This is a genomic window from Enterobacter cloacae complex sp., assembly GCF_900322725.1.
Lineage (GTDB): Bacteria > Pseudomonadota > Gammaproteobacteria > Enterobacterales > Enterobacteriaceae > Enterobacter > Enterobacter quasihormaechei.
Map to the genome: position 1 here is coordinate 3,359,536 of NZ_LT991957.1, position 23,442 is coordinate 3,382,977.

Consider the following 23,442-nt stretch of genomic DNA (forward strand, 5'->3'; position numbering starts at 1 on the left):
ATAAGGGTGACGGCGTTAACAACCGGAAGTGAGGCGTGGTGGCAGTCGAAAAACGGGCCGGAATGGGAACGTCATGAGGAAAACTATCGCGTCACATTCTGGTGGCGGGACCCGGCAGGAACCCAGCAGAGCTCAACGGTCAAGCGCGTCTGGCTCTACGTTACCGGCGTGACCGACCACCATCAGAATGCTCGCCCGCAATCGCTTGAACGTATCCCGGATACCGACGTCTGGCACTGGCAGGGGGAGTTCAGCCCCGAATGGCGCGGCAGCTACTGTTTTATCCCCTCCGATAACGAAAACGATTTTGCCGATGCAGTGTTTGAAGGCGATCAGCCGGACCGCATGGCGCTGCGCGAAGGCTGGCGAAAACTGCTGCCGCACGCAATTTCTGACCCGCTGAATGTGCAGAGCTGGCGCGGCGGGCGCGGGCACGCCGTCTCGGCGCTGGAAATGCCTGCGGCCCCCGTTCAGCCAGGCTGGAACCATCCCGATACGCCTTATAAAAAGCCCGTTTGCATTACGTGGGACAGCGCGCGCCTGAAGAACCGTCGCCGCGTGTGGATTTTTACCACCGGCGATGATAACCCCGGTCGCCCGCTGGCGGTCTTCCTCGACGGGCAGTTCTGGGCCGAAAGCATGCCCGTCTGGCCCGCGCTGGCGTCGCTCACCCGTGAAGGCAAACTGCCGCCAGCGGTTTACGTGCTGATCGACGTGATAGACACCGCGCACCGCAGCCGCGAGCTGCCCTGCAACCCTGATTTCTGGCTGGCGGTGCAGGAAGAGCTTCTCCCGCAGGTGAAAAGCATTGCGCCCTTCAGCGATCGCGCCGATCGCACCGTGGTGGCGGGCCAGAGCTTCGGCGGGCTCTCTTCGCTCTATGCCGGCCTTAACTGGCCGCAGCGGTTTGGCTGCATCCTCAGCCAGTCCGGATCTTACTGGTGGCCGCACCGCGGTGCACAGCAGGACGGGCTGCTCATCGAACAACTTAAAGCGGGTGAAAAAACCGCTCGCGGGCTGCGCATCGTCCTTGAGGCCGGGCGCAATGAGCCGCTTATCTTGCGCGCAAACCAGGCGATTTACGCCGAACTACACGCACAGCAACCGGTATTCTGGCGTCAGGTTGACGGCGGACACGATGCGCTTTGCTGGCGCGGTGGGCTGACGCAGGGGCTGATGACCCTCTGGCAGCCGCTCATTCAATAACGGAGTCTGTATGGAATTCAGCAATCCTTTCGATAATCCGCAGGGACAGTTCGCCATTTTGCAAAATGACCAGGGGCAGTACAGCCTGTGGCCGCAGCAGTGCGAGTTGCCCGCGGGCTGGCGCGTGGTCTGCGAACCGCACTCTCAGGAGGCGTGCCAGCAGTGGCTGGCGCAACGCTGGCAGACGCTTGAGCCGTCCTGTTTTGCGGGGGAGTGCGCATGAACCGTCTTCCTCTCGTCGCCGCCCAGCCGGGTATCTGGATGGCAGAGCAGCTTTCCTCGCTGCCAAACGCCTGGAGCGTGGCGCACTACACCGAGCTGAAAGGCAATATCGACGCGCCATTGCTGGCAAAAGCCATAGCTGAAGGCATGATGCAGGCCGATACCCTGCGCACGCGTTTCGCTGAAGATAACGGCGAGGTCTGGCAGTGGGTCGATGAGACCCTGATCCTGCCGGAGCCGTCCATCGTTCGCGTTGATTCTCACGACGCTGCCGTGGCGCTGATGGAGGCCGATCTCAGTCAGGATCTGCGCGTGGACAGCGGTCAGCCGCTCGCTTTCCATCAGCTGATTCAGGTCGGAGACAACCGCTGGTACTGGTATCAGCGCTATCACCACCTGGTGGTGGATGGCTTCAGTTTCCCGGCGATTACCCGCCAGATCGCCGCAATTTACGCTGCATGGAAGAAAGGGGAACCCACCCCAGCCTCACCGTTTACCCCGTTCGCCGAGGTTGTTGACGAGTATCAGCGCTATCGCGACAGCGAGGCATGGCAGCGCGACGGTGCTTTCTGGGCCGGGCAGCGCAAACAGCTTCCTCCTCCGGTCTCGCTCTCCTCCGCGCCGCTGCCGGGACGCGCCGCCACTACCGACATCCTGCGCCTGAAAATTGCCATGGACGCTCGCGCCTTTAGCCAGCTGGCGCAGGCAGCCGGGCAGGCACAGCGCACCGATCTGGCGCTTGCGCTGGCGGCGCTGTGGCTCGGCCGCCTCACCGGACGGCTGGACTACGCCGCCGGGTTTATCTTTATGCGCCGCATGGGGTCCGCCGCGCTGACCGCAACCGGCCCGGTGCTTAACGTCCTGCCGCTGGCGGTGAATATTAATCCGCTTGAGAGCCTGCCGGAGCTGGCGCTGCGCCTGGCGAACCAGCTGAAAAAAATGCGCCGCCATCAGCGCTACGACGCCGAGCAGATCGTGCGCGACAGCGGGCGGGCCGCAGGGGACGAACCCTTGTTTGGGCCGGTGCTGAACGTGAAGGTGTTCGATTATCAGCTGGATATCGACGGCGTGGAGGCCATCACCCACACGCTGGCGACCGGCCCGGTGAACGATCTGGAGCTGGCGCTGTTCCCGGACGAGCAGGGCGGATTAAGCATTGAGATCCTCGCCAACAGGCAGCGTTACGACGACGCGACGCTGAGGCGCCACGTTTCGCGCCTGAACGCGATGCTGACGCAGTTTGCCGCGAACCCGGACCTGCGCTGTGGCGACGTGGAAACCGTATCCGAGCAGGAATACGCCCGGCTGGCGCGCATCAACGATACCGGCCTGGCGCTGCCTTCCACCACGCTGGCGGATCTGGTGGCGGAGCAGGCAAACAAAACGCCGGACGCCCCCGCGCTGGCGGATGCCCATATTGAGCTGAACTACCGCCAGATGCGCGAGCAGGTGGTCGCGCTGGCAACCCTGCTGCGCGCGCGCGGCGTGAAGCCCGGCGACAGCGTGGCGGTGGCGCTTCCGCGTTCGGTGTTCCTGACCCTGGCGCTGCACGGCATTGTTGAAGCAGGAGCCGCGTGGCTGCCGCTGGATACCGGCTACCCGGACGATCGTCTGCGGATGATGCTGGAGGACGCGAAACCGTCGCTTCTCATTACCACCGACGCGCAGCTTCCGCGCTTTAACGATCTGCCGATACCTTCGCTTAGTTACAACATGCTATTGCCGACCACGGACGCTGAACCTCTGCGGCTGGCGAAGCCGGAGCAGACCGCGTACATCATCTTTACCTCAGGTTCAACGGGACGCCCGAAAGGGGTGATGGTGGGGCATACCGCCATCGTTAACCGCCTGAAGTGGATGCAGGATCATTATCCACTGGCGGCGGATGACGTCGTGGCGCAGAAAACGCCGTGCAGCTTTGACGTGTCGGTGTGGGAGTTCTGGTGGCCGTTTATCGCCGGGGCTAAGCTGGTGATGGCCGAACCGGACGCACACCGCGATCCGCAGGCGATGCAGAGCTTCTTCGCAGAATATGGCGTAACCACCACCCACTTCGTGCCGTCGATGCTGGCGGCATTTGTCGCCTCGCTGACGCCGGAAAACGTCGACTGTTGCAGGACGCTGAAGCAGGTGTTCTGTAGCGGCGAGGCGCTGCCAACGGCGCTGTGCCGCGAGTGGGAGCAGCTCACTCATGTACCGCTGCACAACCTCTACGGCCCAACCGAAGCGGCGGTGGACGTGAGCTGGTATCCGGCGTACGGCCCGGAGCTGGCGGCGGTGGAAGGCAACAGCGTACCGATTGGCTTCCCGGTGTGGAATACGGGGCTGCGCATTCTGGATGCGATGATGCGCCCGGTGCCGTTCGGCGTGTCGGGCGATCTGTATCTCACCGGCATTCAGCTGGCTCAGGGGTATCTGGGACGCCCCGACCTCACCGCCAGCCGCTTTATTGCCGATCCGTTTGCCCCAGGCGAGCGGATGTATCGCACCGGAGACGTCGCCCGCTGGCTGGACAACGGGGCGGTGGAATATCTGGGCCGCAGCGATGACCAGCTGAAAATCCGCGGTCAGCGCATTGAGCTGGGCGAAATCGACCGGGCGATGCTGTCATTGCCTGACGTGGCCCAGGCCGTGGCGCATGCGTGCGTGTTCAACCAGGCAGCGGCAACGGGCGGCGATGCCCGCCAGCTGGTGGGGTATGTGGTGTCCGAATCCGGTTTGCCGCTGGATCGCGACGCGCTGCTGGACTCGCTCAGGGCACAGCTGCCGCCGCATATGGTGCCGGTGGTGCTGCTGCAAATCAGCGCGCTGCCGCTGAGCGCCAACGGCAAGCTGGATCGCAAGGCGCTGCCGCTGCCGGAGCTGACCAGCAAAACCTCCGGTCGCGCACCCGAGACGCAAACCGAAGCCGCCGTGGCGCAGGCGTTTTCCGCGCTGCTGGGCTGCGAAGTGAACGATATCGACGCCGACTTCTTTGCCCTTGGCGGCCACTCGCTGCTGGCGATGCGCCTCGCGGCTCAGCTTGGCCGTGCGTTCAGCCGCAAGGTCATGCCGGGGCAGATTATGGTCGCCTCGACGGTCGGCAAGCTCAGCGCGCTGCTGGACTCGCAACTGAGCGACGAACAGGCGCAGCGTCTGGGGTATGAAACCTTGCTGCCGCTGCGTGAAAGCAACGGCCCGACGCTGTTCTGCTTCCATCCGGCGTCCGGCTTTGCCTGGCAGTTCAGCGTCCTGGCGCGTTACCTCAGCCCGCGCTGGTCCATCGTCGGCATTCAGTCGCCGCGGCCAAACGGCCCGATGCAGCAGTGCGCGGATCTCGATGGCGTGATCGAACATCACCTGAAAACGCTGCGTAAGCAGCAGCCGCAGGGACCGTATTATCTGTTCGGCTATTCGCTTGGCGGCACGCTGGCGCAGGGCATTGCGGCGCGTCTGCGCGAGCAGGGCGAAGCGGTGGCGTTCCTTGGTCTGCTGGATACCTGGCCGCCGGAAACCCAGAACTGGGCGGAGAAAGAGGCCAACGGTCTAGACCCGGAAGTGCTGGCGGAGATCGAGCGCGAGCGTCAGGCGTTTATCGCCGCCCAGCAGGGGCAGGGCTCCAGCGAATTGTTTAACACCATTGAAGGCAACTACGCGGACGCGGTGCGGCTGCTCACCACCGCGCACAGCTCACGGTTCGACGGTAAAGCGACGCTGTTTGTTGCCGAACGTACGCGAACGATGGATCCGCATACGGCCTGGGCGCCGTGGGTGGGCGAGCTGGAGGTCTACAGCCAGGACTGCGCCCACGTGGATATCATTTCACCGCAGGCGTTCGAGAAGATAGGACCGGTGTTGAAGGAAATATTGGAGTAACGTCAACAGCGCCGGGTGGCGGCTACGCCTTACCCGGCCTACGGGAGCTGACTGTAGGCCGGGTCCGGCAATTACCGCCGACCTAACGGCACCACCAGCGGTGTACCCGCCACCGGATCGTCAATAATCATGCAGCGCATGCCGTAGATCCGCGCGATCAGCTCTGGCGTCACAATCTCCTTTGGCGCGCCCTGCGCCACAATCTCGCCGTCGCGCAGCGCAATCAGATGCGTCGCGTAGCGGCAGGCCTGATTTAAATCATGCAGCACCGCCGCCAGGGTATACCCCTGCGTGCGGTTCAGCTCGCTCAGCAGCTCCAGCAGGTCAATCTGATGGCTGATGTCCAGCCAGGTCGTCGGCTCGTCCAGCAGCATAATGGCGGTTTCCTGCGCCAGCACCATCGCGATCCACGCCCGCTGTCGCTGTCCGCCGGAGAGGGTATCCACGCTTTGCTGAGCCAGATCGGTGATGCCCGTTGCCTGCATCGCGCGCTTCACGGCCTCGTCGTCCTCTTTGCGCCAGCGGGTAAACAGCGGCTGGTGCGGGTAGCGCCCGCGCGAGACCAGCTCCTGCACCGTGATATCTCCCGGCGTGGTGGCGTTTTGCGCCAGCAGCCCGATGCGCCTGGCCACCTCTTTGCTGGCGAAGCGCTGGATCTGCTCTCCGTCGAGGAATACGCTGCCCTCTGTCGGCGACATCAGGCGGCTCAGGGTGCGCAGCAGGGTCGATTTGCCGCAGCCGTTCGGACCGATAATCGCGGTGAAGTGGCCGTCCGGAATGGCGACGGTTAAATCACGGGCAATGATTTTTTTGCCATAGCCGAGGGTCAAGTTTTCGCCGCGCAAGCGGGTTGTTGAATCTGTCATTTCTTGCGTGACTCCTGAACGAGCAAGACGATGAGGTAAATCCCGCCGAGGCTGACGGTCACCACGCCCACCGGAAGTTGATAAGGCATAAACAGCCGCTGGGCGCAGAGATCGGCGGCCAGCAGCAGCATCGCACCGCACAGGGCAGCCTGGGTCAAGCCCCAGCGTGCGGTGCCGCTAAGACGCCGCGCGATATGCGGCGCGACAAGGGCAATAAACGAGATCGGCCCGGCAATCGCGGTGGACGCTGCGGTCAGCAATACCGCCACCAGCATCAGCATCAGGCGCGAACGCTCAACGCTCACGCCCAGCGCGCAGGCGCTGTCGTCGCCCATCTCCAGCAGGCGCATCCGGCGTACCAGCAGCAGGGCGCCGATAAACATCAGTAAAATCAGCGGTGCGGCGGGCCAGGTTTTGCCCCACGTCAGGCCGTTAAGTGAACCGGCATACCACAGCCCGGCGGAGAGCGCGGTTTCCAGAGACGCCTGCAACAAAAGCCAGGTGTTAAACGCCATCAGCATCGCGCGGATGCCGATCCCGATAATGATCAGCCGGAAGGTGTCAATGCCGTTGCGCCAGGCCAGGGCCCAGATAAACAGCGAGGTCAGAATGCCGCCCGCCATCGCCGTAAAGGTAATGGCCGTCAGATGCTGCCCGAACAGCACCATCGCCACCAGCACGCCGCTCCACGCGCCGGTATTCAGGCCCATCACGTCCGGGCTGCCGAGGGGGTTACGCATCAGCGACTGGAAAATCGCGCCGCTGACGCCAAGCGCCGCGCCTACCAGAATCGCCATCGCCACGCGCGGCAGTCGCCATTCGGTGACCACCATGGTGATGTTACGCGGCGCGCTGCCGGTAAGGGCGTGAAAGACCTGCGCGAAATCAAGCGCTACGGCACCGCTTTGCAGGCTCCAGACCGCCAGCAGAGTAATGGCGATAGCCAGCAGGAAGACGCTGGTGAGTAAACGGCGGGACGGAGCCATCATGCGCCACCCCCGCATCTGCGACGTACCAGGAAGATCAGCACCGGCGCGCCGATAAACGCGCTCACCACCGAGACGCGCAGCTCGCCGGGCACCAGCAGGCGGCCCAGCACGTCGGCAAACAGTAGCAGGGCAGGGGTCGCCAGCAGCGTGACCGGCAGCGACCAGCGGTGGTCCGAGCCCACCAGCCAGCGCGCCATGTGCGGCATCATCAGGCCGATAAAGGCGATCGGACCGACCACGGCGGTTGCGCTACCGCTCAGCACGGTGATAGCGAGCAGGCCCGTCAGCTGCGTGCGCGCCACGCGGTTGCCGAGGGCGGTCGCGGTGTCGCTGCCGAGGCTCAGGCTGTTCAGCGACCGGCTTAAACACAGCGCCACGACGGCGGCGATAATGACCGGGATCGCCACCACGTTTAAGGTTTCAAGGGTCCGGATATCCAGCGAACCGGCCTGCCAGAAGCGCAGCTGGTCATACACGTCCGGGTTGAGCAGGGCGATACCGCTGGACAGACCTTCCAGCACTGCGGCGAGCGCCACGCCTGCCAGGGTTAAGCGTACCGGGCTGAGCTGGCCGCCGCCCTGACTGCCGGTAAACGCCACCACCAGCGAGGCCGCCAGCGCGCCGCAGAAAGCCATCACCAGCTGTTCAGAGGGCGACGTTAACCCGAACAGCGCTGCGCCGAGCACGATGGCAAAGCTTGCGCCTGAGTTCACGCCGAGAATACCGGGGTCCGCCAGCGGGTTACGGGTAAGGGTTTGCATCAGGGCACCCGCAAGGCCGAGCGCGCCGCCGGCCAGCAGTCCGGCAAGGGTACGGGGCAGGCGAGCGTCGAGCACGATGGTGCAGTCGGCGCTCTGACAGGTTCCGGAGAGCGCATCGACAATAACGGACGCGGGCAGCGGTTTAGCGCCGACCAGCAGGCTGAGTGCAATCGCAAGGATTAGCAGTAGCAATAATACGGGCACGGCAATGGCGCGCACCGCAGAAGAGGAAAACGACATAGCAACATCCATGATTTGATAATGATAGTGATTATCGTTATCTATCTTATTTGGCTATGTTAGCATGTGCGCCCATGGAATTGGTAGAAATAGACTCAAGGCCTTGTCATGAATCAAAAATCCTGGCTGCTTAACCTCAGCCTGTTGAAAACGCACCCGGCGTATCGCGCCGTTTTCATAGCTCGCTTTATCTCCATTTTGTCCCTCGGCCTGCTCGGCGTCGCCGTGCCCGTTCAGATCCAGACCATGACGCACTCCAGCTGGCTGGTGGGGTTATCCGTGACCTTTACCGGCGGGGCGATGTTTATCGGCCTGATGGTCGGCGGCGTGCTGGCGGATCGCTACGAGCGTAAGAAGCTGATCCTGCTGGCGCGCGGTACCTGCGGGGTGGGCTTTATCGGGCTGTGTCTGAACGCGATGCTGCCGGAGCCGTCGCTGGTGGCGATTTATGCCCTTGGCCTGTGGGACGGTTTTTTCGCCTCGCTCGGCGTGACGGCGCTGCTGGCAGCGACGCCCGCGCTGGTGGGGCGCGAGAACCTGATGCAGGCGGGGGCGATCACCATGCTCACCGTGCGCCTCGGCTCGGTGATTTCGCCGATGGTCGGCGGCCTGCTGCTGGCCACTGGCAGCGTGGCGTGGAACTACGGCCTTGCAGCGGCGGGAACCTTTATCACCACGCTGACGCTGCTGCGTCTGCCGCTGTTGCCACCGCCGCCGCAGCCGCGCGAGCACCCGCTGAAATCGCTGATGGCCGCGATTCGTTTTCTGTTCAGCAACCCGCTGATTGGCGGCATTGCACTGCTCGGCGGCCTGCTGACGATGGCGAGCGCCGTGCGCGTGCTTTACCCGGCGCTGGCGGGCGAGTGGCAGATGAGCGCCTCTGAGATTGGCGTGCTATACGCCGCCATTCCGCTCGGCGCGGCCTGCGGAGCGCTGACCAGCGGTAACCTGGCCCAAAGCGCGCGTCCGGGCTTGATTATGCTGGTAGCGACGCTGGCCTCGTTTATCGCCATCGGCTTCTTCAGCCTGATGCCGGTCTGGGCGCTGGGGGTAATGTGTCTGGTGATTTTCGGCTGGCTGAGCGCGGTCAGCTCACTTTTACAGTACACCCTGATCCAGACCCAGACGCCGGAAGGGATGCTGGGGCGTATTAACGGCCTGTGGACGGCGCAGAACGTGACGGGCGATGCGATTGGCGCGGCGATCCTCGGCGGGCTGGGAGCAATAATGACTCCGGTGGCGTCGGCGAGCAGCAGCGGGTTTGTGTTAGCAATGGTTGGCGCGATCTTACTGGTGACGCTGGTGGAATTGCGGCGGTTCAGCCCCTGTAGGTCGGGTGAGGCGTAGCCGCCACCCGACAAAACGCCCGGTGGCGCTGCGCTTACCGGGCCTACGGGGAATGTGCCACTTATTTAAAAATTGAATCTAAACGCTGTAACACCAGCATCGCGCTGTAATAATCCAGGCGGAACGTCTCCGTTCCCAGCGCCCAGACGCGCTTGTTTTTCACCGACGGTAAATGCGCCAGCAGCGGGTTGGCGTAAATCGCATTCACGTCTTTCTCGTCGCCGGCAAATACGAACAGCCCTTCGCCGTTCAGCCCTGTCGCCAGGTTTTCTCCACCCAGCTGAATAATGTCGTGACGCTTGCCCTGGCTTTTTGAGGTGTGCAGCCCATCGGGTAACGCCGCCAGCGTAAAGCCCAGCTGGTGTAACAGCTTGCCCTGCGCCGATTCTGTCGTCCACAGGTTCGCCGTGTGCGCAGCGGCGGTATAGACGATGGCGTTCACCGGCTGCGGCGGCAGTTTCATCTGCTGTTTTACCTGCGCGAGCTGTTTATCGAATGCGGCGATGCGTTCAGCGGCCTGTTTTTCATGCCCGGTCATCGTGCCCAGCTGGGTCAGCAGTTCCTGCCAGCTTTTGTCGTCGTAATTGATGATAAGCGTCGGGGCGATGGCGGAGAGCTGATCGTAGAGCGCCAGCGCGGAATCCCCGCCGGTGGCGCTGATTAAAATCAGGTCCGGCATCTGGGCGGCCACCGCTTCGGCGCTTGGCTCGCCGATATACAGCCGGGCAACCTTGCGCTGTTTCGCGATATCGCCCCACTGGCGCAGGAACCCCTGCGCATCCGCCACGCGGTTGTTGGGCGTGGTCGCACCGCTGGCGATGACCGGCGCGTCAATGGCCAGCAGGGAGCCGGTTAAGGTCACGCTGGTGGAGACAATGCGCGTCGGCTTGCTCTCAAGCGTGTGCACGCCGCGGCTGTCGGTGACCTGGCGCGGCCAGTCGTCGGCGGCGGCTGAGGTTAGTCCTAAAACAAAAAGTCCTGTCAGAAGAAGGGCATTGCGGCAAACGGCAGCGATTTTCACAGAGCGGCATCCTGTTTTTATTGAAGATAATGCTTCTCATTTTCATGGTTGCCGGGAAGGGATGCAAGCGTTTGTCGCACAAGTTAATGGCCCGACGGTTGACAGCGGCGCGCTGTGGGATTAGGTTAGCCGACGAAAATATAAATGATAATCATTATTGCTTCTTTTATCATTTTAAGGAGGATGATATGGACACGTCCCTGGCTGAGGAAGTTCAGCACACCGCGACCACGCTGCAATCAGACAGCTTTTTCTTTATGTCGCCTTACCGCAGTTTTACCACGTCCGGCTGTTTCGCCCGTTTTTCTGAACCCGCCGTTGGCGGTGACGATCCGGCGGGGGCCTTTCAGCAAAAACTGGCTCAGGCTTTCAGAAATGCGAAAAACAGCGGCATTGCCCATCCGGTAATGGTAGGGGCGATCCCCTTCGATACCCGCAAACCGTCGTCGCTGTTTATTCCGCAGCGTTGGCAGACCTTCTCTCGTCCTGCGCGTCAGCAGACCGCACGCTACGCCTCCGGCGCACAGACGCTGAACGTGCAACAACGCACCGAGATCCCACCGCAGCCGGTTTTCGAGGAGATGGTCGCCCGCGCCGCGTCGCTCACCGCCACGCCGCAGGTGAATAAGGTGGTGCTGTCGCGCCTGATTGATATCGCTACCGACAAAACCATCGATAGCGGTGCGCTGATGGAGCGTTTGATCGCCCAGAACCCGGCGAGCTTTAACTTCCACGTGCCGCTGGAAGATGGCGGCGTGCTGCTGGGCGCCAGCCCGGAGCTGCTGCTGCGCAAAGAGGGCGCGCACTTTAGCTCCCTGCCGCTGGCAGGCTCCGCGCGGCGTCAGCCGGACGATGTGTTGGATCGCGAGGCGGGCAATAAGCTGCTGGCCTCTGAAAAAGATCGTCACGAACACGACCTGGTCACTCAGGCGATGAAAACCATTCTGGAACCGCGCAGCCATCAACTGAGCATGCCGGCTTCCCCGCAGCTCATCACTACCCCGACGCTGTGGCACCTGGCGACGCCAGTAGAAGGCGAGGCGCGTGAAAACGAAAACGCCCTGACGCTCGCCTGCCTGCTGCACCCGACCCCGGCGCTGAGCGGTTTCCCGCATCAGGCGGCAAAAGAACTCATTGCCGAGCTGGAGCCCTTCGACCGCGAACTGTTTGGCGGCATCGTTGGCTGGTGCGACAGCGAAGGCAACGGCGAGTGGGTGGTGACCATCCGCTGTGCGCGGCTGCATCAAAATACCGTTCGCCTGTTTGCCGGCGCGGGCATTGTGCCTGCTTCCTCCCCGGTGGGCGAGTGGCGCGAGACGGGCGTGAAGCTCTCCACCATGCTTAACGTGTTTGGTTTGCACTAAGGAATACCCATGACCATCCCTTTTACCCGCTGGCCTGAGGATTTTGCCCGCCGCTACCGTGAAAAAGGTTACTGGCAGGATCTGCCCCTGACCCACATCCTGACGGACCATGCGCAAAGCGATGCGGTCGCGATTATCGACGGCGATCGCCACATCACCTACCGCGCGTTTAATGAGGCGGTGACGAATCTGGCGTCTGCCCTCCAGGCGCAGGGGCTGCATCGCGGTGAGACCGCGCTGGTGCAGCTCGGCAACGTGGCCGAGTTTTACATCACTTTCTTTGCGCTGCTGCAAATTGGCGTCGCGCCGGTCAACGCGCTCTTTAGCCATCAACGCAGCGAACTGAACGCCTACGCGGTGCAGATCAAACCCGCCGTGCTGATTGCCGATCGCGACCACGCCCTGTTCGCAGGCGACGAATTTCTTAATACGTTTATCGACGAACATCGCTCGGTGCGCGGGGTACTGCTGCGTGGCGATCGGGGCGATCGCGCGCTGGAAGCGGCGATTGCCCGTCCGGCGGATAATTTTATCCCTAACCCGACGCCCGCCGACGAAGTGGCGTTCTTCCAGCTCTCCGGCGGCAGCACCGGCACGCCGAAGCTGATCCCGCGTACGCATAACGACTACGACTACAGCATCCGTCGCAGCAACGAAATCTGCGGTATCACTGCGCAGACCCGCTATCTGAACGCGCTTCCCGCAGCGCACAACTACGCCATGAGTTCGCCAGGATCGTTAGGCGTGTTCACGGCGGGCGGCTGCGTGGTGCTGGCGAACGATCCGAGCGCCACGCTCTGCTTCCCGCTGATTGAACAGCATCAGGTTAACGTGACCTCGCTGGTACCGCCGGCGGTCAGCCTGTGGTTGCAGGCGATCGCTGAAGGGGCGGGCAACGCCCAGCTTGCGTCGCTGAAGCTGCTCCAGGTAGGCGGCGCACGGCTCTCCGCCACGCTCGCGGCGCGTATCCCGGCGGAAATCGGCTGCCAGCTGCAACAGGTGTTTGGCATGGCGGAAGGGCTGGTGAACTACACCGCCCTCGACGATGCGCCGGAACGCATCATCAACACTCAGGGCCGCCCAATGTGTCCGGACGACGAGGTATGGGTGGCGGACGAGGACGGCAACCCGCTCCCGCGCGGGGAAGTCGGACGTTTGATGACGCGCGGCCCGTACACCTTCCGCGGCTATTTCAACAGCCCGGAGCACAACGCCAGCGCCTTTGATGCCAACGGTTTTTACTGCTCCGGCGATCTGATCGCCATCGACGAGCAGGGCTACATCACCGTGCAGGGTCGCGAGAAAGATCAGATTAACCGCGGTGGCGAAAAGATTGCCGCCGAAGAGATCGAAAACCTGCTGCTGCGCCACGAAGCGGTGATCCACGCCGCGCTGGTGAGCATGGAGGACAGCCTGCTGGGCGAAAAAAGCTGTGCGTATCTGGTGGTGAAACAACCCCTGCGCGCGGTTGAGGTGCGCCGCTTCCTGCGCGAGCAGGGCGTTGCCGAATTTAAGCTGCCGGACCGCGTGGAGAGCGTGGATGCGCTTCCGCTCACGCCGGTCGGCAAAGTTGATAAGAAACAGTTGCGCCTGTGGCTTGCTGAACGCGCCCGGGGCTGAGGAACAGAGAATGGCCATTCCAAAATTAACCGCTTACGCGCTGCCAACCGCCGCAGAGCTGCCGACCAACAAGGTGAACTGGGCGTTTGAGCCGGAGCGCGCCGCACTGCTGATCCACGATATGCAGGAGTATTTCCTGAACTTCTGGGGCGAAAATAGCGACATGATGCAGCAGGTGGTGGCGAACATCGCTAAACTGCGCGCGTACTGCAAAGAACACAATATCCCGGTGTACTACACCGCGCAGCCGAAAGAGCAGAGCGATGAAGACCGTGCCCTGCTGAACGACATGTGGGGGCCGGGGCTGACCCGCTCGCCGGAGCAGCAGCGCATCGTGGCTGAACTGACGCCGGACGAAGCGGACACCGTGCTGGTGAAGTGGCGCTACAGCGCATTTCACCGCTCGCCGCTGGAGCAAATGCTGAAAGAGACCGGCCGCAACCAGCTGCTGATTACCGGCGTGTATGCCCACATCGGCTGCATGACCACCGCCACCGACGCCTTTATGCGCGATATCAAGCCGTTCTTTATCGCCGACGCGCTGGCGGACTTCACCCGTGACGAGCACCTGATGTCGCTGAAATACGTGGCCGGACGTTCGGGCCGCGTGGTGATGACCGACGAGCTGCTGCCGTCCGTTCCGGCAACGAAAGCCGCGCTGCGCGAGCTGATCCTGCCGCTGCTGGACGAGTCCGACGAGCCGATGGATGACGAAAACCTGATCGACTACGGTCTGGACTCGGTGCGCATGATGGCGCTGGCCGCGCGCTGGCGCAAGGTGCACGGCGACATCGACTTCGTGATGCTGGCGAAAAATCCGACCCTCGACGCCTGGTGGGCGCTGCTCTCCCGTGAGGTGAAGTGATGGCCGGGTTCGATTTTACCGGTAAAACGGTTTGGATAACGGGCGCGGGTAAAGGTATTGGCTATGCGACCGCGCTGGCCTTTGTGGAGGCGGGTGCGCGGGTGACCGGGTTCGATCTGGCCTTTCCGCAGGACGATTATCCGTTTGCCACCGAAACGCTGGACGTGGCGGACGCGGCGCAGGTGGGCGATGTCTGCGGGCGTTTACTCGGCACCCTTGAGCGCCTCGACGTGCTGGTTAACGCGGCGGGGATTCTGCGTATGGGCGCGACGGACGAGCTCTCGCTGGAGGACTGGCAGCAGACCTTCGCGGTTAACGTCGGCGGCGCGTTTAACCTGTTTCAGCAGACGATGGGCCAGTTCCGCCGTCAACAAGGCGGGGCGATAGTGACCGTGGCCTCCGATGCGGCGCACACTCCGCGCATCGGGATGAGCGCCTACGGCGCGTCGAAGGCGGCGCTGAAAAGCCTGGCGCTGACCGTCGGGCTGGAGCTGGCGGGCAGCGGCGTGCGCTGTAACCTGGTGTCGCCCGGCTCCACGGATACCGACATGCAGCGCACCCTGTGGAAAAGCGACGACGCGGAGCAGCAGCGCATTCGCGGCTTTGGCGAGCAGTTCAAGCTCGGCATTCCGCTGGGCAAAATCGCCCGTCCGCAGGAGATTGCCGCAACCGTGCTGTTCCTTGCGTCCGATGCCGCCAGCCATATTACCTTGCAGGATATCGTGGTGGACGGCGGCTCCACGCTGGGGGCGTGATGATCTGGAAACGTCATTTATCCCTCGACGAGCTGAACGCCACCAGCCAGAACACGATGGTGGCGCACCTGGGCATCGTCTATACCCGCCTCGGAGACGACACGCTGGAAGCGGAGATGCCGGTAGATGCGCGTACTCATCAGCCGTTTGGCCTGCTGCACGGCGGCGCTTCGGCGGCGCTGGCGGAAACGCTGGGCTCAATGGCCGGTTTTCTGATGACCCGCGACGGGCAGAACGTGGTGGGCACGGAGCTGAACGCCACGCACCACCGCGCGGTGTCGCAGGGCAAGGTACGCGGCGTGTGTCAGCCGCTGCATCTGGGGCGTTCCAGCCAGAGCTGGGAGATCGTGGTATTCGACGAGCAGGGGCGGCGGTGCTGTACCTGTCGGTTGAGCACGATGGTGCTGGGGTAAGTCATTCAGCTTAAAGTGATCGGCTTAACACTGTAGTGTAAATCTCTGGTTTGACCACGCATTATTGCGTTTCAAAGTTGTTAAATTTTATCCGTTGTTCTAGAAACAAAATGTAACATCTCACTGTTTCACAACAACGGATAACAGCTATGAACAACTCAGGGAAATACCTTACGTGGGCGGTGCTCTCCGTTGTGGGAGCCTTTGCCCTGGGCTATATCGCCCTCAACCGGGGGGAGCAGATCAATGCGCTCTGGATCGTCGTCGCCTCCGTCTGCATTTATCTCATCGCGTACCGTTTTTATGGCCGCTATATCGCAAAGACGGTACTGGGCGTAGACGGCACGCGCATGACGCCTGCCGTTCGCCACAACGATGGTCTGGACTACGTGCCGACCGATAAAAAAGTGCTGTTCGGTCACCATTTCGCGGCGATTGCCGGTGCAGGCCCGCTGGTGGGGCCGGTGCTGGCGGCGCAGATGGGCTATCTGCCGGGGATGATCTGGATCCTCGCGGGGGTGGTGCTGGCGGGCGCGGTGCAGGACTTTATGGTGCTGTTCGTCTCCACCCGTCGCGACGGTCGTTCGCTGGGCGAGCTGGTGAAAGAGGAGATGGGCGCGACCGCCGGGGTCATCGCGCTGGTGGCGACCTTTATGATCATGGTGATTATCCTCGCGGTGCTGGCGATGATCGTGGTGAAAGCGCTGACCCACAGCCCGTGGGGAACCTATACCGTCGCCTTTACCATTCCGCTGGCGCTATTCATGGGGATCTACATTCGCTACCTGCGCCCGGGCCGCATCGGGGAAGTCTCGGTCATTGGCCTGGTATTCCTGGTGTTCGCGATTATCTCCGGCGGCTGGGTGGCGGAAAGCCCGACCTGGGCACCGTTCTTCGACTTTACCGGCGTGCAGCTGACCTGGATGCTGGTGGGCTACGGCTTTGTGGCGGCGGTGCTGCCGGTGTGGCTGCTGCTGGCCCCGCGCGACTACCTCTCAACCTTCCTGAAAATCGGCACCATCGTCGGGCTGGCCATCGGCATTCTGATTATGCGCCCGACTCTGACCATGCCTGCGCTGACCAAATTCATTGACGGCACCGGCCCGGTCTGGACCGGCAACCTGTTCCCGTTCCTGTTTATCACCATCGCCTGCGGCGCGGTGTCCGGCTTCCACGCCCTGATTGCCTCCGGGACCACGCCGAAGATGCTGGCCAACGAGAATCAGGCCTGCCTGATTGGCTACGGCGGCATGCTGATGGAGTCCTTCGTGGCGATTATGGCGCTGGTCTCCGCCTGCATTATCGATCCGGGCGTGTACTTTGCGATGAACAGCCCGATGGCGGTGCTGGCCCCGGCCGGCACCGTTGACGTGGTCGCCTCTGCCGCGCAGGTGGTGAGCGGCTGGGGCTTTGCCATTACCCCGGAAACGCTGACGCATATCGCCAATGAGGTGGGCGAGCAGTCAATTATCTCCCGCGCGGGCGGGGCGCCGACGCTGGCGGTGGGCATGGCCTACATCCTGCACGGCGCGCTGGGCGGGCTGATGGACGTCTCCTTCTGGTATCACTTCGCCATTCTGTTCGAGGCGCTGTTTATCCTGACGGCGGTGGATGCCGGTACGCGTGCGGCGCGCTTTATGCTCCAGGATCTGCTGGGGGTGATCTCGCCAAACCTGAAGCGGACCGATTCGCTCCCGGCTAACCTGCTGGCGACGGCGCTGTGCGTGCTGGCGTGGGGCTACTTCCTGCATCAGGGCGTGGTCGATCCGCTGGGCGGGATCAACACCCTGTGGCCGCTGTTCGGTATCGCCAACCAGATGCTGGCGGGTATGGCGCTGATGCTCTGTGCGGTGGTGCTGTTCAAGATGAAGCGCCAGCGTTACGCATGGGTGGCGCTGGTGCCAACCGCGTGGCTGCTGATCTGTACCCTGACGGCGGGCTGGCAAAAAGCCTTCAGCCCGGACAACAAGGTGGGCTTCCTGGCCATCGCCAACAAGTTCCAGGCGATGATCGATAGCGGTAAGATCCCGGCGCAGTACACCGAATCGCAACTGTCGCAGCTGGTGTTCAACAACCGTCTGGATGCCGGGCTGACCATCTTCTTTATGGTGGTGGTTGTGGTGCTGGCGTTGTATTCTCTGAAAACCGCGCTGGCGGCGCTGAAGGTCGACACGCCGACGGCGAAAGAGACGCCGTACGAGCCCATGCCTGAAAACCTGGACGAGATTGTGACCCAGGCGAAAGGGGCGCATTAACCCGTGTGCCGGGTGGCGCTAGCGCTTACCCGGCCTACATTTCCAGTGAGACCAGAATTATGTTCGACACCCTCTCCAAAGCAGGTAAATACCTGGGCCAGGCCGCCAAAATGATGATTGGCGTGCCGGATTACGACAACTACGTCGAGCATATGCGCGTCAACCACCCGGACCAGACGCCAATGACGTACGAAGAGTTTTTCCGCGATCGCCAGGACGCCCGCTACGGCGGCAAGGGCGGGGCGAAGTGCTGTTAACCCTCTTTTGGTAAATAGAGGCTGATCTGCTCCTGTTTACAGCCGTAGATTGCCGCCAGCTTTTCGCGGGTGCGCTTTTGCGGGCGGGAGTCCAGCGCTTCCAGCTGTGACACGGCGGACTGGGTGATGCCAAGTTTCTCAGCGACCTCCTGCTGGGACATGCCGCGCAGAATGCGCCACGCGGCCTGTAGGCTGACGTTCTGCCAGGTCATGATGCTGCATACTTCTCCGGGCAATTCCACGTCATCATAGCAATCGTGTTCGACTTCGATATCCTCCAGATCCTCATCGGTTTCGTCGTCGATCTCTGCCATCTGTAAGCACATACGAAAGTATTCGTGATAGGGCATGACCACGAACTGTGTTTTTCCGTTATCGTCCTTAATTAGCTGAACAGCCATAGGTGGCTTTCTCCTCGTGCAGGTAAGTTGTTGATGTTCTGCGCTTGACGGCCAAAACATAACAATGGGTATTGGGATTGTCCCGAAGTGTAATCAGGATGCGGTATTCGCCAACGCGTAGCCGGAAATGATTTTCTGTCGCCGATATTTTTTTGATATCGGGCCGGGGAGCTGAACGATCGTCCAGTTCAGCAAGTTTTGCTTTGATTCTTCGCTGATATCGGCCATCAATTTTGGAAAGCTCTTTCTTTGCATTCTTTGACCACACAATCTTCATCCGTACCTCCACTGTACGCCCACACAAAACACAAGGAAATAATAAGACTATTAGATAAATTCCGAATTTCTTATGGGGTACTGTAGAGCGGAGAAAAACCGTGAGAAAGCGGCAAAACGCGAACCGTCGAGAGCGCTCGAGAAGGCCTCTGCCGGTAGACAGAGGCTTGCAGAAAATTTGCGATCAGGCGTTCAAACCGCCGTCGACGTCCAGACCGGTACCGGATATTTGCCCCGCAGCCGGGCTGGCGAGGAAGGTGACCGCCGCCGCGACGTCTTCCGGCTGGCCGTAGTGCCCCAAAGCAATAAGCTGACGCTGTGAGTCAGCCTGTTCCCCGTCTTCCGGGTTCATATCGCTGTTGGTCGGGCCGGGATGCACCAGGTTCACGGTAATGCCGCGTGGGCCAAGATCGCGAGCGAGTCCGCGGGTCAGGGAGTTGAGGGCAGATTTGGTCATTGAGTAGACCGCAATCCCCGGCTGTGCCACGCGGTTCGCCAGACAGCTGCCGATGTTGATGATGCGCCCGCCGTCAGACATATGCACCAGCGCTTCCTGAATAGCGATCACCACGCCGCGGATGTTGACGTTGATGAGGGCGTCGATGTCCGCCAGCGTCATGGACTCCAGCGGGCCGCCGCGCGCGATACCGGCGTTATTGACCAGGATGTCCAGCCCCCCGAGGGAACGCGCCGCATGGGTGACGGCATCCTGAATTGCCTGCGCGCTGGCGCTGTCCGCCTGAATGGCCTCGCCGTGCCGCCCCAGCGCCTTAATCTCATCGACGACCGCCTGGGCTTTATCGGCGGATTTTTCGTAGGTGATAACCACATCAGCACCGGCGCGCGCCAGCGACAGCGCAATCGCCCGGCCCAGCCCACGACTGGCACCGGTAACCAGCGCCTTTTTACCTGTTAAATCGATCTGCATGATGACCTCGTTACGAGAGTGGTGAGAATCATCATTAGGTATAGCCCGTCGGCGCGATTAACGGCTGAAGGATTCCACCTTCTCAAACGCGGCGCGCAGAACCTCAGGCGTTAACGTAATGGGTAAATAGTGAATCGACTCCACCGGGCGCAGGGTGTGGGCGATAACCCTATCCAGCTCGTCGCGGTTATTGATGTCGACGTCCAGCTCGCGAAGCCGGGTCGGCAGATTAAAACGCTGGTACGCCGCCACCAGCTGCGCCAGCACGTCGTCCTGGCCGAGCAGGGCATTCTGCACCAGAATGCCGTAGGCCACTTTTGTGCCGTGCAGGTATTTTTCCGTCTGCGGCAGCACGGTTAAGCCGTTATGCACCGCGTGCGCCGCCGCCACGCGGGTATAGCGCTCCCCCAAACCGCCAACCATACCGCCGCCGGCAATAATGGCATCCACCACGTCCCGGAACGCCTGCGTTTGTTCGCCGCGCTGCTGGTCCGCAAGCGCCTCTTCGCTGCGCTCCAGCAGCACGTCGCGGATCGCCAGCGCACCGTTGAGGCCGAGACGCACGGTGAGCGGCAGGATCTCAGGTTGAGGAGCGAGCACCGCCGCTTCGTACCACTTCGCCAGCGTATCGCCGATGCCCGCCAGCAAATATTCCGCCGGGGCGTTCAGAACGATCCGCGGCTCCACCAGCACCAGAAAGTTAGCGTCGTCAAAAATCTCAAACTGTAGCGCCTGACCGGCATCGTTGTACCAGACGGAGAGCGGCGTCCACGCTGCGCAGGTGGCGGCGATGGTGGGAATGCCGACGAACGGCACGCCCAGACGACGAGCCACGGCCTTGACGGTATCCATCACCGCGCCGCCGCCGATGCCAATCACCACGCTGGCTTCGCTTCCCGCTTCGTTCACCAGACGGGTGACGTCACGCTCGCTGCAATGGCCCTTAAACAGCAGCTGTTTTGCCCCCGGCGCGGTAAAACTCTGCGGCAGATAAGGGCGCGCGCCCTCAATCGCCCGCTCGCCGTAGATCCACACCGCTCGGGAAAGCTGTTCCGGGGTAAAGAAATCATCCAGGCGCGCAAGGCTTCCCGGGTGAGAAAAGTAGTTCGCCGGGCCGGGCACGACGCGAATATCGGTGTTGCTCATGAAGTTGTCCTTATTTTAGCAAGCGCTAACCCGATGTTATGTCTGGACATCCGGATGGCTAATAATATTTCGCTTTATCTTATGCCTTTTCCGTCGTTGTCAGTCAACCGGAGCTGTGAAAAATTCGCTAAATCAGAAGAGTAATGAAGGATTTACGCGGATGGTTTCCAGTCGCCTTGAGATGCGCGGTATCAGCCTGGCCTTTTCCGGCTTTCAGGCGCTGTCGCGCGTGGACTTTACCCTGAACGGCGGGTCGGTGCATGCGCTGACCGGGGCCAACGGCGCGGGGAAATCGACGCTGATGGCGGTACTGTGCGGGACGCACGATCGTTATGAAGGCGAAATCTGCATTAACAACCAGCCGGTATGTATCCGCGAGCCGCTGGACGCCAAACGGCTGGGCATCCACCTGGTGCAGCAGGAGGTGGACGTGGCGCTGATCCCCGGGCTGAGCATTGCGGAGAACATTATGCTCGACCAGCTGGCGCAGCCGGGACATCACTACAGCTGGCGCGCCGTTCGCCAGCAGGCGCGGCAGGCGCTGGCGCAGCTGGATGTTTCGCTGGACGTTCGCCGTTCCATCGACAGCTGCACCCTTGCCGAAAAGCAGCAGATTTTGCTGGCGCGGGCGCTGTCGCACCATTGCCGTTTTCTCATTCTTGATGAGCCCACCGCGCCGCTGGACGCGCACGAAAGCGAGCGTCTGTTTGCGGTGGTAAGACGTCTCCAACAGCAGGGCATTGGCGTGGTGTTTATCTCCCACCGTATTCACGAGCTGAAGGCCATCTGCGACACCTTAACGGTGCTGCGCGACGGCAAGCTGATTGAGTCCGGCCCGATGGCGGATCTCAGCGGAGAAGCGATCGTCGAGAAGATGCTGGGCCACGAGCTGAGCGATATCTACCCGCCCGCGCGACCGCCGCACGGCGAAGAGACGCTGCTGCGCGTCGACGGGCTTCACGACGATGTCCTGTTGAAAGACATCTCCCTGCACCTGCGCAAAGGCGAAATCCTCGGCATTGCCGGGCTGGCGGGGGCGGGCAAAACCGAACTCTGCAAGGCGCTGTTTGGCGCCAGCAAAAGCCGCGTGGCGCGCGGCGAGCTGAACCATCAGGCCTGGAAACCGCGCGATCCGGCAGACTCGGTGCTGCGCGGCCTGGCGCTGGTGCCGGAGGAGCGGCGCAAGGAGGGTATTTTTATCGACGAGACGGTAAGCATGAATCTTGCCGTGAGCGCCGATAACAGCTTCTCGCGCTGGAGTCTGTTTGGTCATCGTCAGGCGTGGCGCTGGGCGGAAGAGGTCATTGCCCGCATCGGCGTGCGCGCTCGGGGACCGGGGCAGGTGCTGCGCCGTCTGTCCGGCGGTAACCAGCAGAAGGTTGCCATTGGCAAATGGTTGCGTAATGACGCCAGCGTGTTGATTTTCGACGAGCCGACCAAAGGCGTGGACGTGAAGGCCAAAACCGATCTGTTCCAGCTGATTGACGGCCTGGCGCGCGAGGGCAAAGGGGTGATTTACGCCTCCGGCGAGTTCGCCGAGCTGGTGGGGCTGTGCGACCGCATCTGCGTGCTGTGGGACGGGCGCATCGTGGCGGAAATCGCCGGGGCCGAGGCTCGTGAAGAGACACTACTTTATTATTCAACCGGAGGAACGGCGTCGTGAGCAAGGCCCTTTCAGTGACCGCGGCGGCGTCTGGCCGTCAGCAACTTTTTGATTTTCTCTATAAATGGGGCATGTTGCTCACCGTCGTCGCGCTGGTGGCCGTCTTTGGCCTGGCGTCGGACAGCTTTCTCGACCCGAACAACATCATCAATATTCTGCGCTCGATTGCCATCGTGACGGTGATTGCCGTTGGCGTGTCGATTTCCCTGACCGTCGGCGGGTTCGATCTCTCCGTGGGCTCCACGGCGTCGCTGGCGAACGCGCTGGTGATTTCGCTTTTCGTCTGGCACGGCTTCGGCACTACCGAGTCGATTGTGATCACCCTTGCGCTCTGCACGCTGGTCGGCCTGTTTAACGCTTTCCTGATCGTCATCCTGCGCATTCCTGACATGCTCGCCACGCTCGCCAGCCTGTTTGTCATTCAGGGCGTGGCGATGACCTACAGCTACGGCGGGTCGATTACCGAGAACATGGTACTGCCGAGCGGCGACATGGCGGAAGGGACCATTCCGGCGGCGTTTGGCCTGCTGGGGCAGGTGCCGACCATTGTCATCATCATGCTGGCGGTGACGCTGCTGGCGCAGTTGGGGCTGTCGCTGACCACCCATGGACGCCGGATGTACGCCATTGGCGGCAACCCGGAAGCGGCGCGCCTCTCGGGCATTCGCACCACGCGCTACAAGGTGGCGGCCTACGTGATTGCCTCGCTGCTGGCGGGGCTGGGCGGCATTCTGCTGGCCTCCCGCATCGGATCGTCGCAGGTCAATGCGGGCGGCGGCTATCTGATGGATGCGGTGGCAGCGGCGTGGATCGGCTTCTCGCTGGCCGGGTCCGGCAAGCCGAACGCGCTGGGCACGCTGGTGGGAGCGGTGATCCTCGGTGTACTGTCGAACGGGCTGGTGATGCTCTCCGTGCCGTATTACGCCATGGACATAATAAAAGGGCTGGTGCTCGCGGTAGCGCTGGCGATTACCTACATACAAAAACGCTGA

At 62.1% G+C, this 23,442-nt stretch carries 21 protein-coding genes; 13 read left to right on the top strand and 8 right to left on the bottom strand.

Annotated elements, in window-relative coordinates; genetic code table 11:
* Positions 1-6: 6 nt before the first annotated feature.
* Genes fes through entF form a run of 3 tightly spaced genes read left to right on the top strand, consistent with a single transcriptional unit; the run spans position 7 to position 5,283 of the window.
* The gene (fes, locus tag DBR02_RS16550) at positions 7-1,206 is read left to right on the top strand and encodes an enterochelin esterase (protein WP_107534885.1); all 1,200 of its coding nucleotides are present in this window, start codon (positions 7-9) and stop codon (positions 1,204-1,206) included.
* Between the two features lie 10 nt (positions 1,207-1,216).
* Positions 1,217-1,429, top strand: a complete 213-nt coding sequence (locus DBR02_RS16555) for an MbtH family protein (RefSeq protein ID WP_107534886.1) — start codon at positions 1,217-1,219, stop codon at positions 1,427-1,429.
* The gene (gene entF, locus DBR02_RS16560) at positions 1,426-5,283 is read left to right on the top strand and encodes an enterobactin non-ribosomal peptide synthetase EntF (protein WP_107534887.1); all 3,858 of its coding nucleotides are present in this window, start codon (positions 1,426-1,428) and stop codon (positions 5,281-5,283) included. Before DBR02_RS16555 ends, entF begins: the two co-directional genes overlap by 4 nt.
* Before the next feature lie 71 nt (positions 5,284-5,354).
* Here the strand turns inward: entF and fepC are convergent, their stop codons facing one another.
* Genes fepC through fepD form a run of 3 tightly spaced genes read right to left on the bottom strand, consistent with a single transcriptional unit; the run spans position 5,355 to position 8,139 of the window.
* Positions 5,355-6,149: an iron-enterobactin ABC transporter ATP-binding protein gene (gene fepC / locus DBR02_RS16565; protein ID WP_059357479.1), complete on the bottom strand. Its 795-nt coding sequence runs from the start codon at positions 6,147-6,149 to the stop codon at positions 5,355-5,357.
* Positions 6,146-7,135 carry an iron-enterobactin ABC transporter permease gene (fepG, locus tag DBR02_RS16570; RefSeq protein ID WP_107535659.1) on the bottom strand — a complete coding sequence of 330 codons (990 nt, stop codon included), beginning with the start codon at positions 7,133-7,135 and terminating at the stop codon, positions 6,146-6,148. The genes fepC and fepG overlap by 4 nt, the downstream gene beginning before the upstream one ends.
* Positions 7,135-8,139: a Fe(3+)-siderophore ABC transporter permease gene (fepD, locus tag DBR02_RS16575; RefSeq protein WP_107534888.1), complete on the bottom strand. Its 1,005-nt coding sequence runs from the start codon at positions 8,137-8,139 to the stop codon at positions 7,135-7,137. The genes fepG and fepD overlap by 1 nt, the downstream gene beginning before the upstream one ends.
* Before the next feature lie 108 nt (positions 8,140-8,247).
* Here fepD and entS point away from each other — a divergent pair, with 108 nt between their 5' ends.
* Complete coding sequence (gene entS, locus DBR02_RS16580; protein ID WP_107534889.1) at positions 8,248-9,486, top strand: enterobactin transporter EntS; 1,239 nt, start codon at positions 8,248-8,250, stop codon at positions 9,484-9,486.
* A 61-nt stretch (positions 9,487-9,547) separates the two neighbouring features.
* Here entS and fepB read toward each other — a convergent pair whose 3' ends face one another.
* Positions 9,548-10,507, bottom strand: a complete 960-nt coding sequence (gene fepB, locus DBR02_RS16585) for a Fe2+-enterobactin ABC transporter substrate-binding protein (RefSeq protein WP_107534890.1) — start codon at positions 10,505-10,507, stop codon at positions 9,548-9,550.
* 188 nt (positions 10,508-10,695) lie between these two features.
* Between fepB and entC the strand changes: the two genes are divergently transcribed.
* From entC to DBR02_RS16620, 7 genes are all read left to right on the top strand, one after another.
* Positions 10,696-11,871: an isochorismate synthase EntC gene (gene entC / locus DBR02_RS16590; protein WP_107534891.1), complete on the top strand. Its 1,176-nt coding sequence runs from the start codon at positions 10,696-10,698 to the stop codon at positions 11,869-11,871.
* A 9-nt stretch (positions 11,872-11,880) separates the two neighbouring features.
* Complete coding sequence (gene entE, locus DBR02_RS16595; RefSeq protein ID WP_107534892.1) at positions 11,881-13,491, top strand: (2,3-dihydroxybenzoyl)adenylate synthase EntE; 1,611 nt, start codon at positions 11,881-11,883, stop codon at positions 13,489-13,491.
* A 10-nt stretch (positions 13,492-13,501) separates the two neighbouring features.
* Positions 13,502-14,356, top strand: a complete 855-nt coding sequence (locus DBR02_RS16600; protein ID WP_063154729.1) for an isochorismatase — start codon at positions 13,502-13,504, stop codon at positions 14,354-14,356.
* Positions 14,356-15,111 carry a 2,3-dihydro-2,3-dihydroxybenzoate dehydrogenase EntA gene (gene entA, locus DBR02_RS16605; protein WP_107534893.1) on the top strand — a complete coding sequence of 252 codons (756 nt, stop codon included), beginning with the start codon at positions 14,356-14,358 and terminating at the stop codon, positions 15,109-15,111. Before DBR02_RS16600 ends, entA begins: the two co-directional genes overlap by 1 nt.
* Positions 15,111-15,524 (top strand): proofreading thioesterase EntH, encoded by a 414-nt coding sequence (entH, locus tag DBR02_RS16610; protein WP_063866045.1) that lies wholly within the window; start codon positions 15,111-15,113, stop codon positions 15,522-15,524. Before entA ends, entH begins: the two co-directional genes overlap by 1 nt.
* 149 nt (positions 15,525-15,673) lie before the next feature.
* A complete protein-coding gene (gene cstA, locus DBR02_RS16615; RefSeq protein WP_017694336.1) occupies positions 15,674-17,779 on the top strand; it encodes a pyruvate/proton symporter CstA in 2,106 nt (701 codons plus the stop codon).
* Positions 17,780-17,838: 59 nt separating this feature from the next.
* A complete protein-coding gene (locus DBR02_RS16620; RefSeq protein WP_006809671.1) occupies positions 17,839-18,036 on the top strand; it encodes a YbdD/YjiX family protein in 198 nt (65 codons plus the stop codon).
* Here the strand turns inward: DBR02_RS16620 and DBR02_RS16625 are convergent.
* The 4 genes from DBR02_RS16625 to DBR02_RS16640 form a co-directional block, all read right to left on the bottom strand.
* The gene (locus DBR02_RS16625) at positions 18,033-18,437 is read right to left on the bottom strand and encodes a helix-turn-helix domain-containing protein (RefSeq protein WP_107534894.1); all 405 of its coding nucleotides are present in this window, start codon (positions 18,435-18,437) and stop codon (positions 18,033-18,035) included. The two genes, DBR02_RS16620 and DBR02_RS16625, sit on opposite strands and share 4 nt — an antisense overlap.
* Positions 18,418-18,714: a type II toxin-antitoxin system RelE family toxin gene (locus tag DBR02_RS16630; protein WP_063866047.1), complete on the bottom strand. Its 297-nt coding sequence runs from the start codon at positions 18,712-18,714 to the stop codon at positions 18,418-18,420. The genes DBR02_RS16625 and DBR02_RS16630 overlap by 20 nt, the downstream gene beginning before the upstream one ends.
* Before the next feature lie 183 nt (positions 18,715-18,897).
* Positions 18,898-19,641: an SDR family NAD(P)-dependent oxidoreductase gene (locus tag DBR02_RS16635; protein ID WP_107534895.1), complete on the bottom strand. Its 744-nt coding sequence runs from the start codon at positions 19,639-19,641 to the stop codon at positions 18,898-18,900.
* Positions 19,642-19,698: 57 nt separating this feature from the next.
* Positions 19,699-20,787 (bottom strand): oxidoreductase, encoded by a 1,089-nt coding sequence (locus DBR02_RS16640; RefSeq protein ID WP_107534896.1) that lies wholly within the window; start codon positions 20,785-20,787, stop codon positions 19,699-19,701.
* Positions 20,788-20,947: 160 nt separating this feature from the next.
* Between DBR02_RS16640 and DBR02_RS16645 the strand changes: the two genes are divergently transcribed.
* Together DBR02_RS16645 and DBR02_RS16650 are read left to right on the top strand one after the other, a co-directional pair.
* Positions 20,948-22,450, top strand: coding sequence for a sugar ABC transporter ATP-binding protein (locus DBR02_RS16645; protein ID WP_107534897.1), 1,503 nt, complete (start codon positions 20,948-20,950; stop codon positions 22,448-22,450).
* Entirely contained in the window at positions 22,447-23,442 is a 996-nt protein-coding gene (locus DBR02_RS16650; protein WP_063866052.1) for an ABC transporter permease, read from the top strand. Before DBR02_RS16645 ends, DBR02_RS16650 begins: the two co-directional genes overlap by 4 nt.